This window comes from Streptomyces sp. NPDC101194 (assembly GCF_044767885.1).
Classification (GTDB): domain Bacteria; phylum Actinomycetota; class Actinomycetes; order Streptomycetales; family Streptomycetaceae; genus Streptomyces.
Genome location: NZ_JBIWOS010000002.1, coordinates 292,733 through 307,728, shown reverse-complemented (window position 1 = coordinate 307,728; position 14,996 = coordinate 292,733). Strand labels below are relative to the sequence as shown.

At 72.3% G+C, this 14,996-nt stretch carries 12 protein-coding genes; 1 reads left to right on the top strand and 11 read right to left on the bottom strand.

The features are described 5' to 3' along the window. Positions 1–34 precede the first annotated feature (34 nt). Both ACIRP2_RS08065 and pdxH read right to left on the bottom strand, forming a co-directional pair. Positions 35–1,390 carry a PAS domain-containing protein gene (locus tag ACIRP2_RS08065; RefSeq protein WP_404247720.1) on the bottom strand — a complete coding sequence of 452 codons (1,356 nt, stop codon included), beginning with the start codon at positions 1,388–1,390 and terminating at the stop codon, positions 35–37. A 360-nt stretch (positions 1,391–1,750) separates the two neighbouring features. Then, positions 1,751–2,377: a pyridoxamine 5'-phosphate oxidase gene (gene pdxH / locus ACIRP2_RS08060; RefSeq protein ID WP_404249382.1), complete on the bottom strand. Its 627-nt coding sequence runs from the start codon at positions 2,375–2,377 to the stop codon at positions 1,751–1,753. 218 nt (positions 2,378–2,595) lie between these two features. On the opposite strand from pdxH, the gene ACIRP2_RS08055 reads away from it, so the two are divergent. Continuing rightward, positions 2,596–3,705, top strand: a complete 1,110-nt coding sequence (locus tag ACIRP2_RS08055; RefSeq protein WP_404247718.1) for a citrate synthase 2 — start codon at positions 2,596–2,598, stop codon at positions 3,703–3,705. A 171-nt stretch (positions 3,706–3,876) separates the two neighbouring features. On the opposite strand, the gene ACIRP2_RS08050 is transcribed toward ACIRP2_RS08055, so the two are convergent. The 9 genes from ACIRP2_RS08050 to ACIRP2_RS08010 form a co-directional block, all read right to left on the bottom strand. Beyond that, entirely contained in the window at positions 3,877–4,461 is a 585-nt protein-coding gene (locus ACIRP2_RS08050; RefSeq protein ID WP_404247716.1) for a hypothetical protein, read from the bottom strand. Then, the gene (locus ACIRP2_RS08045; protein WP_404247714.1) at positions 4,454–5,068 is read right to left on the bottom strand and encodes a TetR/AcrR family transcriptional regulator; all 615 of its coding nucleotides are present in this window, start codon (positions 5,066–5,068) and stop codon (positions 4,454–4,456) included. Before ACIRP2_RS08045 ends, ACIRP2_RS08050 begins: the two co-directional genes overlap by 8 nt. After that, positions 5,056–5,793, bottom strand: coding sequence for an enoyl-CoA hydratase family protein (locus tag ACIRP2_RS08040; protein WP_404247712.1), 738 nt, complete (start codon positions 5,791–5,793; stop codon positions 5,056–5,058). The genes ACIRP2_RS08045 and ACIRP2_RS08040 overlap by 13 nt, the downstream gene beginning before the upstream one ends. A 70-nt stretch (positions 5,794–5,863) precedes the next feature. Next, positions 5,864–7,471: a 4-coumarate--CoA ligase family protein gene (locus ACIRP2_RS08035; protein WP_404247710.1), complete on the bottom strand. Its 1,608-nt coding sequence runs from the start codon at positions 7,469–7,471 to the stop codon at positions 5,864–5,866. Between the two features lie 105 nt (positions 7,472–7,576). Next, positions 7,577–8,737, bottom strand: a complete 1,161-nt coding sequence (locus ACIRP2_RS08030; RefSeq protein ID WP_404247708.1) for an acyl-CoA dehydrogenase family protein — start codon at positions 8,735–8,737, stop codon at positions 7,577–7,579. Further along, on the bottom strand, positions 8,734–10,728 hold the full coding sequence (locus ACIRP2_RS08025) for a biotin carboxylase N-terminal domain-containing protein (RefSeq protein ID WP_404247706.1): 1,995 nt from the start codon (positions 10,726–10,728) through the stop codon (positions 8,734–8,736). Before ACIRP2_RS08025 ends, ACIRP2_RS08030 begins: the two co-directional genes overlap by 4 nt. Positions 10,729–10,735: 7 nt before the next feature. Next, positions 10,736–12,334, bottom strand: coding sequence for an acyl-CoA carboxylase subunit beta (locus ACIRP2_RS08020; protein ID WP_404247704.1), 1,599 nt, complete (start codon positions 12,332–12,334; stop codon positions 10,736–10,738). Further along, a complete protein-coding gene (locus tag ACIRP2_RS08015) occupies positions 12,331–14,058 on the bottom strand; it encodes an acyclic terpene utilization AtuA family protein (protein WP_404247702.1) in 1,728 nt (575 codons plus the stop codon). Before ACIRP2_RS08015 ends, ACIRP2_RS08020 begins: the two co-directional genes overlap by 4 nt. Then, entirely contained in the window at positions 14,055–14,849 is a 795-nt protein-coding gene (locus ACIRP2_RS08010) for a TIGR03084 family metal-binding protein (RefSeq protein WP_404247700.1), read from the bottom strand. The genes ACIRP2_RS08015 and ACIRP2_RS08010 overlap by 4 nt, the downstream gene beginning before the upstream one ends. Between the last annotated feature and the right edge of the window lie 147 nt (positions 14,850–14,996).

The window sequence follows — 14,996 nt, the reverse complement described above, 5'->3', positions numbered from 1 at the left end:
GGGGGCGGTGCCGGGCTCCGCGACGGGGCCCGGCCTACGGCCGCTTCGTCACCTGCGCCAGGTCCACCGCCGCCGCGACCCGGACCGCCACGCTCTCCGCGTACACCGCGTCCGGCCGCTCGAAAGCGGTGCGGTGGGCGGAGCGCAGAAACGTCACCACGCCCAGCGTGCGCCCCCTGCTCCGCAGCACCGCGCACAGCGCGTGCACCGAATCGCCCGGCCACTGCCGTTCGGCCGCCCACACCCCGGCCTCCTGCCCCGCCCCCGCACTGGTCCGCACCGAACCGGTACGGTCCACCGCCTGAAGGGCCGGATGGCCCGCCGCGTACCGCAGCGGAACGCCGCCACCGGCCACCGCCACGCACGGCCCCGGCTCACCGGACGGGGTCGCCGCCACCCGCACCAGCCGCTCCCCCGCCACGAGATCGATCAGCGCGTGGTCGGCGAAGCCCGCGAGCGCGTAGTCCAGGTGGGACGTCGCCGCCTCCATCGGGTCCTCGCACTCGGACGCGGACCGGGACGCCCGGTGCAACTGGTTCGAACGGAACCGCACCCGGTCCGCCTCCTGCGCGGCCAGCTTCTCCGTCGTCACGTCCTGGAACAGCCAGCCCACCCCCAACGGAACCGGCTCCTCCGTGAGCGGCGACGCCAACCGCAGGAATCCGCTGCGCCAGCACCGCCGCCGGTCCCCCTCCGACGTCCGGAGCGTCACCCACAACTCGGCGGGCGCCGGCGGCGCGCCTTCCGCGAGCACATGCTGCAGCGCGCCCTCCAGATCCTCGAAGCCCTGCGCGATCAGCTCCCCCAGCGGGCGCCCCAGCAGCGTCGTACGGCCACCGCCCAGCGCCCGCGCCGCGTGCGCGTTGACGACCGTCGGCCGCAGATCGGCGTCCACGAGCACCACGCCCCACGACGCGTCCTCGAACAGCGCCTCGCTCAGCGCGATCGACCGTTCCAGATCGATCTGCGCATGCACCTCGCCGAACGCGCAGTACACCCCGGCCGGCTTCCCGTCCGCGCCCCGGACCCCCGCCGACTGCGTCCGTACGAGCACCCGGCCGCCGTCCTTGCGCAGCAGCGCGAACTCGTGGACCCGGCGACCGCCCCCGTCCATGGCCGCCATCAGCCGTTCCCGGACCTCCCCCGCGTCCGCCGGCCGCACCGCCCACCCGGCGAACCCGGGCCGGCCGACGGCCTCCTGTGCGGACCAGCCGAGAATCCGCTCCGCCTCACGGTTCCAGTGGGTGATCGTGCCGTCCGCGTCGAACGCGCAGAGCGCGGTGTCCATCCCGTCGAGCAGCGCCGCGAGCAGCTCGGCCCCGGGCCCGGACCCCGGACCCTCTTCGGGCCCGAGCGCGTCGGTCGTTCCCCTGCTCGTGGACGCACTCATCCCGTACCCCCCGCAGGACGCATTTCGGCATTTCCGCACGTCAGACCATTGAACTCGAACGTGACCCCGGACACACCGACTTCCCGGAAATCGGCCGGTCCGTTAATTCGGTTGTGTGGCGCCGACGAGGTTCCTAGGGTTGCCGTACACGTTGAAAGGAGGTGATCCGAAAAGTGCAGTCTTATCGGATTCGTGAGGTGGCTGCGGGCTGACAGCCCGTCGTCGCACATCGTGCACCTCGGCAGGCTGTCTGCCGAAACCCAAGCAGTCACCGACCCGCAGGCTCGCCGGTAGATCCGGCCGGCTCCTCCGCAAGGAGGGACCAGAGCCTGCGGGTTTCTGCGTGTCCGGAGGGGTTTTCTACGGGCACAGGCGCTCGACGCGCCACTTCTGACCCTCGCGTACGTACCTCAGCCGGTCGTGCAGCCGGTTCTCGTGCCCCTGCCAGAATTCGATCGTGTCGGGGACGACACGGAACCCGCCCCACTGCGGGGGCGCGGGGACGTGTTCGCCCTCCGGGTAGCGGGCGGCGAGTTCCTCGTAGCGTGCGATCAGCTCCTCGCGGGAGCCGATCACCGTCGACTGGGCGCTCGCCCAGGCGCCCAGCTGGGAGCCGTGCGGGCGGGTGCGGAAGTAGGCGACCGTCTCGTCCCGGCCGACGCGGGCCGCCGTGCCGGTGACGATGACCTGGCGGGCCATCGGGTGCCAGGGGAAGAGCAGCGAGACGTACGGGTTGGCGGTCAGCTCGCGGCCCTTGCGGGATTCGTAGTTGGTGAAGAAGACGAAGCCGCGTTCGTCGTACTTCTTGAGCAGCACCGTGCGTGAGGACGGCCGGCCCTCGGGGGTGGCGGTGGAGACCACCATGGCGTTGGGCTCGTGGAGCATTCCGCCCACGGCCACCTGCCGGAACCAGTGGGCGAACTGCCGCATCGGGTCGGCGGCCAGCGTGTCCTCGGTGAAGGCCTCGGAGCGGTACTGCTCGCGCATGGCGGCCGGATCGGTGGTGGAATCAGAAGGTGAATCTGCGGTGGGCACGGGGCCATCCTGCCGCAGTGGCCGAACACGCCCGGTGAGGAGGGCCTCGATCCGTCGTCGATGAACGGGAAGCTGTGCCGGATGTCACGCTTCCCCGCGTCGTGGGAACCCGCCAATATCTTGGGCAGGCCACTGTGGCCTACGCAGAGCCGTCGACCGAGGGAGCCGCCATGTCCGACTTCGTACCGGGACTAGAGGGAGTCATCGCCTTCGAGACGGAGATCGCCGAACCGGACAAGGAAGGCGGCTCGCTCCGTTACCGCGGTGTCGACATCGAGGATCTCGTCGGCCATGTGTCGTTCGGAAACGTCTGGGGACTGCTGGTCGACGGGGCGTTCAACCCCGGTCTGCCGCCCGCCGAGCCGTTCCCGATCCCGGTGCACTCCGGTGACATCCGGGTCGATGTGCAGTCCGCGCTGGCCATGCTCGCGCCCGTGTGGGGCCTGAAGCCGCTGCTCGACATCGACGAGGCGACCGCGCGCGACGATCTGGCGCGGGCCGCCGTGATGGCGCTGTCGTACGTCGCCCAGTCGGCGCGCGGACAGGGGCTGCCGATGGTTCCGCAGAGCGAGATCGACAAGGCGGGGTCCGTGGTCGAGCGGTTCATGATCCGCTGGCGCGGGGAGCCGGATCCCAAGCACGTCAAGGCGGTCGACGCGTACTGGACGTCGGCCGCCGAGCACGGCATGAACGCCTCCACGTTCACCGCCCGTGTCATCGCGTCGACGGGTGCCGATGTGGCGGCGGCGCTCTCGGGCGCGGTGGGCGCGATGTCGGGGCCGTTGCACGGTGGTGCGCCGTCCCGGGTGCTCGGCATGATCGAGGAGATCGAGCGGACCGGGGATGCCACCGCGTATGTGAAGAAGGCCCTGGACAAGGGTGAGCGGCTGATGGGCTTCGGGCACCGGGTCTACCGGGCCGAGGACCCTCGGGCACGCGTTCTGCGACGTACCGCCAAGGAGTTGGGAGCACCGCGCTTCGAGGTGGCGCAGGCCCTGGAGAAGGCCGCGCTGGAGGAGCTGCACGCGCGCCGTCCCGACCGGGTGCTGGCGACGAACGTGGAGTTCTGGGCGGCGATCATGCTGGACTTCGCGGAGGTTCCGGCGCACATGTTCACGTCGATGTTCACGTGTGCGCGTACGGCGGGATGGTCGGCGCACATTCTGGAGCAGAAGCGGACGGGGCGGCTGGTGCGTCCTTCGGCGCGGTACGTCGGTCCGGGGGCGCGTGATCCCCGGGAGATCGAGGGGTACGAGCAGCTCGCGGATCTGGGGAACTGACGGTCCCGGTACCGCGCGGCCCCTGCGCGGTCCGAAAGTGCGGCCGGGTACGGCCCCGGGAAGTACGGCCGGGTACGGCCCCGGGCGGGCCGGCAGGGTCGCGACCGGTCTGCCTGGCGACAGGCCCGGGGGCTTTCGTCCTGATCGGCCGGGCCGATCCGGACGGAAGTCCTAGAGCTTGCCGCGGAGGGTGACGGTGCGGTGTCCGCCGAGGCGGCGCCGCACCTCCTGCTCGAAGCCGGAGGTCAGCTCCGCCCAGTTCCAGAAGGTGAGGCCGAGCTGCCCGCAGGCGTAGTAGTCGTCCTCCCAGCTCCAGCGGTCGATGCCGGAGGGCCGGTGGCAGGAGGGGCACTCCACGATGCCTTCGCCGCCGTTCGTCCAGGCGCCGAGCCGGCCCGCGAACGGGGCCCAGGCGCTGTCGACGGGGCACCAGGTGTCGTCGACGAGGCGGATCTCGGTGGAGCAGAGCGGGCAGGTGGCGGCTGCCGCGTCGCCCTGGCCGCTGTCGAAGACGGTGCGTCCGGTCGCGATGTGGAGGCCGTTGCTCCACAGCTCGACCGGTTCCGGGTCGTCGACGGCCTGGGCGTAGTTCGGACCGGGTGCGTTGCCGTGGCCGTCTCCGCCGAGGACGCAGTCGGTGCGCTCGGCGCCGACGATTCCGTCGGCGATCAGCCAGTCGAGGAGCCCGGCGCCGAGTTGTGCGGCGTCCTGCTCGGTGGCGTCGAGATCGACGATCGTCTGGAAGTGGTCACCCACAGGTCCCCCGGGGTCGGTCGAGTGCGTCGTCCAGCAGCGCCGCCCACTGTGCCACGACCCTCTGACGCCGGGCGGTGTCGTCGGTGAGCACGTTGGCCAGGCCGAGCCCGCGGGCCATGTCGAGGAGGCCCTGGACCGTTTCGCGCACGCCGGGCTTCGTCTCGTCGGCGGTGAGAAGTCCGACGGCGATGCGGTGGGTCTCGCGGCCGACGCGGGCTTCGAGTTCGGTGACGCGGGGACGCAGCTGTTCCTCGTTGGACGCGGCGACCCAGAGCTGGAGCGCGGCGCGGAAGAGGGGGCCCGTGTAGAGGTCGACGAGGGCGGCGACGACGGCCGCGCGGCCCTGGACGGGCAGGGCGCGCAGGGCGGCGGAGCGTTCCTCGGCGACGTATTCGACGGCTGCGGTGAACAGGTCCTCGCGGGTCGGGAAGTGGTGCTGGGCGGCACCGCGCGAGACGCCGGCGCGTTCGGCGACGACGGAGACGGTGGAGCCCGCCCAGCCGTGTTCGGCGAGGCAGGCCACCGCGGCTTCGAGGAGCCGTCGGCGGGTGGCGCGGCTGCGGTCCTGCTTGGGGGTCCGGTCGGTGGGGGGCGTCACAACACCCATGCGGGGTCCCGTCGTTCGAGGAAGGCCGTCATTCCCTCCCGTGCCTCGGCGGAGGCGAAGAGCGCCGCCGAGCGGGCGATGAGGTCTTCGGCATGCTGGTCGAAACTCCTCCGCACAGTAGCCGTGACCAGCTCCTTCGATGCTCTCAGCCCCTGGGGCGAGGCTCGGCGCAGCCCGTCCAGTACGGGCACGAGTGCCTTGTCGGTGTCCTCGGCGGCGAGCGTGACCAGGCCGATGCGGGCGGCCTCGGTGGCGTCGAAGCGTTCACCGGTGAGGTAGTAGCGGGCGGCGGCGCGCGGGTCGGTGCGGGGCAGCAGTGGCAGGGAGATGACGGCGGGGGCGAGGCCGAGCCGGGACTCGGTGAGGGCGAACGAGGCGCCGGGGCCCGCCACTGAGATGTCGCAGGCGCTGAGCAGCCCGAGGCCGCCCGCTCGTACGTGGCCGGTGACCCGGGCGACGACGGGCTTGGGCAGTGTGACGATCCGCCGCATCAGGGCGACGAAGGCCGCCGGGTCGGGCGGTCCGGTCAGGTCCGCGCCCGCGCAGAACGTGTTGCCGGTGTGGGTGAGGACGACGGCGCGCACCGTGTCGTCGGCCGCGCAGGCGTCCAGGGCGGTGGAGAGCTCGTCGACCAGGCGCGCGGAGAGGGCGTTGCGGTTGGCCGGCGAGTCGAGGGCGAGCGTGGTGATGCCCCGGTCGTGCGTGGGGCCGGCGAGCGGCGTCATGTGCGGGTCTCCTTCTCGCGGGGCTTTCGGGGCTGTAGGCGCGTCGTCCCCCGGGGCTCCCGAACGGCCTTCAGTCGGTCGTCCCACGGGGCTTCTCCCTGTCGCGCAGTTCGCGGCGCAGTATCTTCCCCGAGGTCGCGCGCGGCACCGCCGCGACGAACTCGACCTGCCGGATCTTCTTGTACGGGGCGACGCGCTCGGCGACGTACGCCATGACGTCGTCCGCCGTGAGGCGGTCGCCCGCCGGGGAGGGCCGACGGACCAGGTACGCCTTGGGAACCTCGTTGCCCTCCGTGTCGTACACCCCGATGACGGCGGCGTCCGCGATCGCTTCGTGCCCGAGCAGCAGCGCCTCGAGTTCGGCGGGTGCGACCTGGTAGCCCTTGTACTTGATCAGTTCCTTCACCCGGTCGACGACGAACAGCCAGCCGTCCGCGTCGACGCGTCCGATGTCGCCGGTGTGCACCCAGCCGTCGGCGTCGATCATGTCGGCGGTGGCCTCGGGACGGCCGAGGTAGCCCTTCATCACCTGTGGTCCACGGATCAGGATCTCGCCGTCGGTGCCGGTCGGGGCGTCCTCGCCGGTGCGGTCGAGCGAGACGATCCGCATCTCGGTGCTGGGCAGCAGCCTGCCCACCGCGCCGGGCGGCGGGTTCGGGGCGGCGAGCGGGACGACATGAGTGCCGGGCGAGAGTTCCGTCATGCCGTACGCCTGGCGGACGGGCGGCAGTCCCAGGCGCTTCGCGCAGGCGGCGGCGAGCGCCGCGTCGAGCGGGGCGGCGGCGCTGACGACGTACTCCAGCGAGGAGAGGTCGTACTGGGCGACGGACGGGTGCTTGGCCAGCGCGAGGACGATCGGCGGGGCGACGTACAGGCCGCTGATCCGGTGCTTCTCGATCGCGGCGAGGAACTGCGCGAGGTCGAAGCGCGGCAGTACGACGACAGTGGCGCCCATCCGCAGCGGGGCGTTCATCAGGGCGGTCAGCCCATAGATATGAAAGAAGGGGAGTACGGCCAGGATGCGGTCGCCGGGGCCCATGGGGATGAAGGGGCGCAGCTGCTCCAGGTTGGTGGCCATGGAGCGGTGGGTGAGCATGACGCCTTTGGGGGTTCCGGTGGTGCCGGAGGAGTACGGCAGGGCGGCGATGTCCTCGGCCGGGTCGAAGGCGACACGGGGTTCGGGGGCGGTGGTGGCGAGCATGTCGAGCACGGAGGTGTGACCCTCCGCCCGGTCGCAGACGAATATCTCCTCGATGCCGCCGACGAGTTCGGCGGCTGCGCGGGCCGTTTCGAGGAGTGGGGAGACGGTGGCGATCCAGCGGGCGGAGGAGTCGCGGAGCTGTTTGGCGAACTCCTCCGCCGTGGCCAGTGGATGGACGGTGGTGACGGTGGCGCCGGCCCGCGTCGCCCCGTAAAAGACCGCCGGGTAGGCGATGGTGTTGGGGCTGTGCAGGGCCAGCACGTCGCCCTTGCGCACGCCGGCCCCGGCGAGGGCCGCGGCGATCTTCCGGTGGAAGGAGTCGAGCTGCCGGTAGGTGAGGGTGGAGCTGTCGTTCGTCCCGTCGATCAGGGCGACCGTGTCGCCGTGATCGACGGTGGCCTTCCCGAGGACCGCGTCATGGATGGGTTCGTCGAGTGTCCGGACGGACGGGTAGTCGCTGTGGAACACATGCACCATGGCGTGGGGTCCCTTCGAAGCGGCGGCCGAAGCGGCAGGGAGGCGACGAGGCGCGGCGGGGAGCCGCGGCCGGTGCCGCGTTGTGGAGAGACAGACTGTCCTGTGTCAGTACGACTTGGGGAGACCCAGGGACTGGTGGGACACGTAGTTCAGGATCATTTCCCGGCTGACGGGCGCTATCCGGGCGACGCGGGCCGCGGTGATCAGGGACGCGAGGCCGTACTCGCGGGTGAGTCCGTTGCCGCCGAGGGTGTGCACGGCCTGGTCGACGGCTTTGACGCAGGCCTCCCCCGCCGCGTACTTCGCCATGTTGGCGGCCTCGCCGGCGCCGATGTCGTCGCCCTCGTCGTACAGCCGGGCGGCCTTCTGCATCATCAGCCGGGCCATTTCCAGTTCGATGTGGGCCTGGGCGAGGGGGTGGGCGATGGCCTGGTGGGAGCCGATGGGCTCCTTCCACACCTGACGGGTCTTCGCGTAGTCGACGGCGCGGGCGAGCGCGTAGCGGCCCATGCCGATGCCGAACGCGGCGGTCATGATGCGTTCGGGGTTGAGTCCGGCGAAGAGCTGGAGCAGTCCGGCGTCCTCATCGCCCACGAGGGCGTCCGCGGGCAGCCGCACGTCGTCGAGGACGAGCTCGAACTGCTTCTCCGGGGCCTGGAGTTCCATGTCGATCCGCGAGCGGCCGAAACCGGGGGCGTCACGCGGGACGATGAAGAGACAGGGCTTGAGCCTGCCGGACCTGGCGTCCTCGGTGCGGCCGACGACGAGGGTGGCGTCGGCGATGTCGACACCGGAGACGAAGACCTTGCGCCCGGTGAGCAGCCAGTCCTCGCCGTCCCTGCGGGCGGTGGTGGTGATGCGGTGCGAGTTGGAGCCCGCGTCGGGTTCGGTGATGCCGAAGGCCATGGTGAGGCTGCCGTCGGCGAGGCCGGGCAGCCACTGCCGCTTCTGGGTGTCGGTGCCGAAGCGGGCGATGACGGTGCCGCAGATCGCCGGGGAGACGACCATCATCAGCAGCGGGCTGCCCGCCGCGCCGAGTTCCTCCAGGACGATGGAGAGTTCGGTCATTCCACCGCCTCCGCCGCCGTACTCCTCGGGGAGGTTCACACCGAGGTAGCCGAGCTTGGCCGCTTCGGCCCACAGCTCGCGCGGGTGGGCCCCGTCGCGCACGACGGCGGTCATGTAGTCCCGCCCGTAACGCTTTCCGAGGGCGGCGACGGCGGCGCGCAGGGCCTGGTGCTCTTCGGTCTCGAGGACGGTGCTCATGCGTTCTCCTCAGGGTCTGCGGGTTCGGTGGCGCGCTCCGCGGCGTCGGTGACGGCGTCCGCGGGTTCGGTGACGACGGCGAGCAGGGTGCCGACCTCCACCTGAAGGCCGGGGGCGGCGTGCAGGGCGGTGAGGATGCCGGAGGCGGGGGCGAGGATGCGGTGTTCCATCTTCATCGCCTCCAGCCAGATCAGGGGTGCTCCCGCTTCGACCGTCGCCCCGGTCGCGAGCCCGTCCGCGACGCGGACGACGGTGCCGGGCATGGGGGCGAGCAGGGAGCCGGGTTCGGTCCGGTCGGTGGGGTCGGTGAAGCGGGGCAGGGCGGTGAGGGTGTACGAGCCGGTGGCGGTGTCCACATAGGTCGTGTCGCCGTGGACGGCGACGGCGAAGTGGCGGGTCAGGGGGCCGGTTTCGAGGGTGACGTGGTCGGGGCGGGCGGTGACGACCCGTTCTCCGGTTTCGGGGACGGGGCCGGTGCGCGTGGTGCGGTACGCGGCCCGGAGCTCGGTGCCGGCGGGTTCGGCGCGGTAGCGCTTGACCTGTGGCTGCGAGGGGATGTTGCGCCAGGCTCCGAAGCGGGTGGGGCCGGGACCGGGGCCGTGGTGCCGGCCGGCGGCGTCGGCGAGGGCGGCGGCCAGGGCGGCGAGGCGCAGCTCCGCTCCGTCCGGGGCCGGGGTGAGGGTGTCCAGGTGGCGGTCGTAGAAGCCGGTGTCGAGGCGGGCGGCACGGAAGTCGGGGTGACGCAGGGAGCGTACGAGCAGGTCGCGGTTGGTGACCGGGCCGTGGACGCGGGCGCGTTCCAGGGCGCGGGCGAGGAGGCGCACGGCCTCGGCGCGGGTGGGGGCGTGGGCGATGACCTTGGCGAGCATCGGGTCGTAGTGGACGCCGATGGTGTCGCCGCCGGTGTATCCGGTGTCGAGGCGCAGTCCGGGTTCGTCCGGCACCTCGAGTGCGAGCAGTGCTCCGGTCTGCGGCTGCCAGTCGCGGGTGGGGTCCTCGGCGTAGAGCCTGGCCTCGACGGCGTGCCCCCGCGGTTCGGGGGGCTCGGCGGTCGGCAGCGGTTCGCCCTCCGCGACACGCAGTTGCAGGGCCACCAGGTCGATCCCGAAGACCGCTTCGGTGACGGGGTGTTCGACCTGGAGACGGGTGTTCATCTCCAGGAAGTACGGGCGCCCGTCGGCGGCGAGCAGGAACTCGACGGTGCCGGCGCCCCGGTAGCCGACCGCACGGGCGGCGGCCACGGCGGCCTCGTGCAGCCGGGCCCGCAGCGCGTCGTCGAGTCCGGGTGCGGGGGCCTCCTCGACGACCTTCTGGTGGCGCCGCTGGAGTGAGCAGTCGCGGGTGCCGAGCGCCCAGACCCCACCGTGCTCGTCGGCCACGACCTGGACCTCGACGTGCCGGCCTCGCTCCACGTACGGCTCCGCGAAGACCTCACCGTCCCCGAACGCGGCGGCGGCCTCGGCGGACGCCGCGGTCGTCTCGCCCGGCAGGGAGGACAGTTCGCGGACGATCCGCATCCCACGCCCACCCCCGCCGGCCGCCGCCTTCAGCAGCAGCGGCAGGTCGTCGACGGTCGCGTTCGCCGTGTCGACGGGAGCGAGCAGCGGCACCCCGGCCGCCGCCATCAGCGACTTGGCACGGGTCTTGGACGCCATCAGCTCGATGGCCTTGACCGGCGGCCCCACCCAGACGAGTCCGGCATCCTGCACGGCCTGGGCGAATCCGGCGTTCTCCGAGAGGAATCCGTACCCGGGGTGGACGGCGTCGGCGCCCGCCGCGAGCGCGGCGGACACGACGAGATCGCCGCGCAGATAGGTGTCGGACGGAGCGGCGCCCGGCAGCCGTACGGCGGAGTCCGCCTCCCGCACATGGAGCGCGTCGGCGTCGGCGTCGGAGTACACGGCGACGGTGGCGATGCCCAGCGCACGGCAGGTACGGAAGATCCGGCAGGCGATCTCGCCCCGGTTGGCAACAAGCAGTGTGGAGATCATCTGGCCCTCACATCCGGAAGACGCCGAAGCCGCCGCGGGCGCCTTCGACCGGGGCGGTGTGGATCGCGGACAGGCACATCCCGAGGACGGTCCTGGTGTCGCGCGGGTCGATGACCCCGTCGTCGTACAGCCGGCCGGACAGGAACATCGGCAGCGACTCGGACTCGATCTGCTGCTCGACCATGGCGCGCAGCCCGGCGTCCGCGTCGTCGTCGTAGGGCCGTCCCTTGGCGGCGGCGGAGGCGCGGGCGACGATGGACAGCACCCCGGCGAGCTGCTGCGGCCCCATGACGGCGGACTTGCTGCCGGGCCAGGCGAAGAGGAAGCGGGGGTCGTACGCCCGTCCGCACATGCCGTAGTGTCCGGCCCCGTACGAGGCGCCCATCAGCACCGACAGATGCGGGACCCTGGAGTTCGACACCGCGTTGATCATCATCGCGCCGTGCTTGATGATGCCGCCCTGTTCGTACTCCTTGCCGACCATGTAGCCGGTGGTGTTGTGCAGGAAGAGCAGCGGGATGTCGCGCTGGTTGGCGAGCTGGATGAACTGGGCGGCCTTCTGCGACTCCTCGCTGAACAGCACCCCTTGCGCGTTGGCGACGATGCCGACGGGATAGCCGTGCAGCGCGGCCCATCCGGTCACCAGGCTGGTGCCGTAGAGCGGTTTGAACGCGTCGAAGTCGGAGCCGTCGACGAGCCGCGCGATCACCTCGCGCGGGTCGAAGGGCACCTTCAGATCGCCGGGCACGATGCCGATCAGCTCGTCCTCGTCGTACTTCGGCGGTTCGGCCGGGCCCGGATCGGGGTGCGCCTTGCGCCAGTTGAGCCGGGCGACGATCCGGCGGGCCTGGCGCAGCGCGTCCTGCTCGTCGACGGCGAAGTGGTCGGCGAGCCCGGAGGTGCGGGCATGCATCTCGGCGCCGCCGAGCGATTCGTCGTCGCTCTCCTCGCCGGTCGCCATCTTCACCAGCGGCGGTCCGCCGAGGAAGACCTTGGACCGCTCCTTGATCATGACCGTGTGGTCGGACATGCCGGGGACGTACGCCCCGCCGGCGGTCGAGTTCCCGAAGACGACGGCCACGGTCGGGATGCCGGCCGCCGACAGCCGGGTGATGTCGCGGAACAGCGCCCCGCCGGGGATGAAGATCTCCTTCTGCGACGGCAGGTCGGCGCCTCCCGACTCGACGAGGCTGATGCAGGGCAGCCGGTTGGCGAAGGCGATCTCGTTCGCCCGCAGGGCCTTCTTCAGGGTCCAGGGGTTGGAGGCGCCGCCGCGTACGGTCGGGTCGTTGGCGGTGATCAGGCACTCCACGCCCGACACCACCCCGATCCCGGTGACGAGCGAGGCGCCGACCGCATAGTCGCTGCCCCAGGCGGCGAGCGGCGACAGTTCGAGGAACGGGGTGTCCTCGTCGACCAGGAGCTCGATCCGCTCGCGGGCGAGGAGCTTGCCGCGCGCGCGGTGCCGCGCGACGTACTTCTCACCGCCGCCCGCCTGCGCCCTGGTGTGCTCGACGGCCAGCTCGTCGAGTTTCGCGAGCATGGCCGCGCGGTTCGCGGCGTACTCGGCTCCCGCGGTGTCGAGCCCGGTGGGCAGGACGGTCATGCGTTCACCTCCGGTGCGTGGACGGCTTCCAGCAGCGTCACGGGGATGGGCAGGTACCGGGAGCGCAGCCACTCCCCCACCGCCTTGGCCTGTGGATCGAACCGGCGCCGGGCGGCGACCCCCTCGCCGAGCAGCCCGTGCACGACGAAGTTCAGGGCGCGGAGGTTCGGCAGGACATGGCGCACGACGGTGAGGGGGGCGGTCTCCGGCAGCAGCGCCCGGAACCGGTCGACGGTCAGTTCATGGGCCAGCCACCGCCAGGCTTCGTCGTCCGCGACCCACACCCCCACGTTGGCGTCCCCGCCCTTGTCCCCGCTGCGGGCGCCCGCGATCCGGCCGAGCGGGGCGGTGCGGGTGGGGCCGGCGGGCAACGGCGCGGGCAGCGGGGGCTGTTCGACTTCCCGAAGGGGACGTGTCCGTGCGGGAGGTTCCTGGTGCTCGCGCCGCCCGTCCGGGAGCACGGCGACGTGTACGACCTCGTCGGCCGGTACGTGCCGGGCCTCGAACACGCCGTACGGGGCGCCCTCTCCGGGCGGGGCCGTGACATGGAAGCCGGGGTAGCTGCCGAGGGCGAGCTCGACCGCGGCCCCGGAGACGGCGCGTCCGACGGCCTTCGCGTCCCGGTCGCGGACGACGAGCCGGAGCAGGGCGCTCGCGGTCTCCTCGGTGGCGGCGTCGGCCCGGTCGGTGCGGGACAGCTCCCAGCACACCTCGTCCGGTTCGGTACGGGAACGGGCGAGCGCGTCCTCGAACTGGTTCCGCACGAGGCGCGCCTTGGCCTCGATGTCGAGCCCGGTGAGGACGAAGACGACCTCGTTGCGCCAGCCTCCGAGCCGGCTGAGACCGGCCTTGAGGGTGGGCGGCGGGGCCTCGCCTCGCACGCCGGAGATCCGCACCCGGTCGGGGCCGTCCCGGGTCAGCCGTACGGTGTCGAGCCGGGCGGTGACGTCCGGCCCGGCGTACCGGGCTCCACCGGTCTCGTACAGCAGTTGCGCGGTGACGGTGCCGATGTCGACGATGCCGCCGGTGCCGTCGTGCTTGGTGATGACGCAGGTGCCGTCGGCGTGGATCTCGGCGACGGGGAAGCCGGGCCGGAGCAGGTCGTGGTCCCGCTCGTGGCCGCGGAAGAACGAGTAGTTCCCCCCGGTCGCCTGGGTGCCGCACTCCAGCACGTGTCCGGCGGCGACGGCCCCGGCGAGCGCGTCGTGGTCGTCGGGGCCCCAGCCGAAGTGGGCGGCGGCGGATCCGGTGACCAGGGCGGCGTCGGTGACCCGCCCGGTGACGACGACATCGGCGCCCGCGGTCAGACAGGCGGCGATCCCGGCGCCGCCGAGGTAGGCGTTGGCGGTGAGGAACCCCTCCGGTACGGGGAGGCTGTCGCCCTCCACATGGGCGACACGCACCGGCACGCCGACCTTCCGCGCCAACTCCCGCACGGCGTCGGCCAGTCCGGCCGGGTTGAGACCTCCGGCGTTGGCGACGATCTTCACGCCGCGCTCATGGGCGAGCCCGAGTCCTTCTTCGAGCTGGCGCAGGAAGGTGGTGGCGTATCCGCGCGTGGGGTCCTTGAGCCTGCTCCGGCCGAGGATGAGCATGGTCAGCTCGGCGAGGTAGTCGCCGGTGAGAACGTCGAGGGGCCCGCCGGTGAGCATCTCGCGCACGGCGTCGAAGCGGTCGCCGTAGAACCCGGAGGCGTTGCCGATCCGCAGGACCCGCCCGGTCACTTCGCGCCTCCCCGGCGCGAGCGGCCGGGGCCGGGCGGCCCGGCGAACGCCTGGGCGATGTCGAGCCACCGGTCGGCATCGGGCCCGGTGGCCCGCACGGCCAGGTCGTCGCGGTGGGCGCGCCGGGTGACGAGGAGACAGAAGTCGACCAGTGGTCCGTCGACGCGCTGCGACGCGTCTTCGGCGCCGAACGCGATCACCTCGCCGTCGGGTGCTTCCAGTTCGACCCGGAACTCCTCCCGGGGCGCCTCGATGCCTCGTACCAGGTAGGCGTAGTCCCTGGCCCGCACGCCGATCCGGGCGACGTGCCGCAGCCGGGCGGTGGGGGTCCTGGTGACCCCGAGGGCGTCGGCGACGTCCTGTCCGTGCGCCCAGGTCTCCATGATCCGGGCGGTCGCCATGGAGGCGACGCCCATCGGCGGCCCGTACCAGGGGATACGGGCCCCGGCCGGCGCGTCCCGCAGCGCGGCCTCGAGCCGCTCCCGCCCGCGCCGCCACCGCGCGAGGAGCGTCGCCGGATCCAGCACGGCCAGCTCCTCGGCCCCCCGGTCGACAAAGGTCGCGGGGTCCTCCATCGCCTTGGCGGCCTCCCGGGCGAAGGCGTCGGCGTCGGTCGCGGCCAGCAGGGCGACCTCGTCGGTCCAGGTGAGATGGGCGATCTGGTGCGCGATGCCCCAGCCGGGGGCGGGGGTCGGCGCGGCCCACTGCGAGGCGCTCAACCCCCGTACGAGTACGTCGAGTTCCTGGCTCTCTTCGCGCAGATCGTCGAGCAAGGCTGCGACATCGGGCACGGTGCGCTCCCCTCGGGGCAAGGCGGTGTGCCCAGGAGCATGGCAGCGGACCCATAAACAAGCAAGCATGCTTGCATTATTTGTTGCCCCGCCACCGGGGCGTCGGCGGGAAGTGCGCCCGCCACATCCGGCGGCAACCCCGCGCCA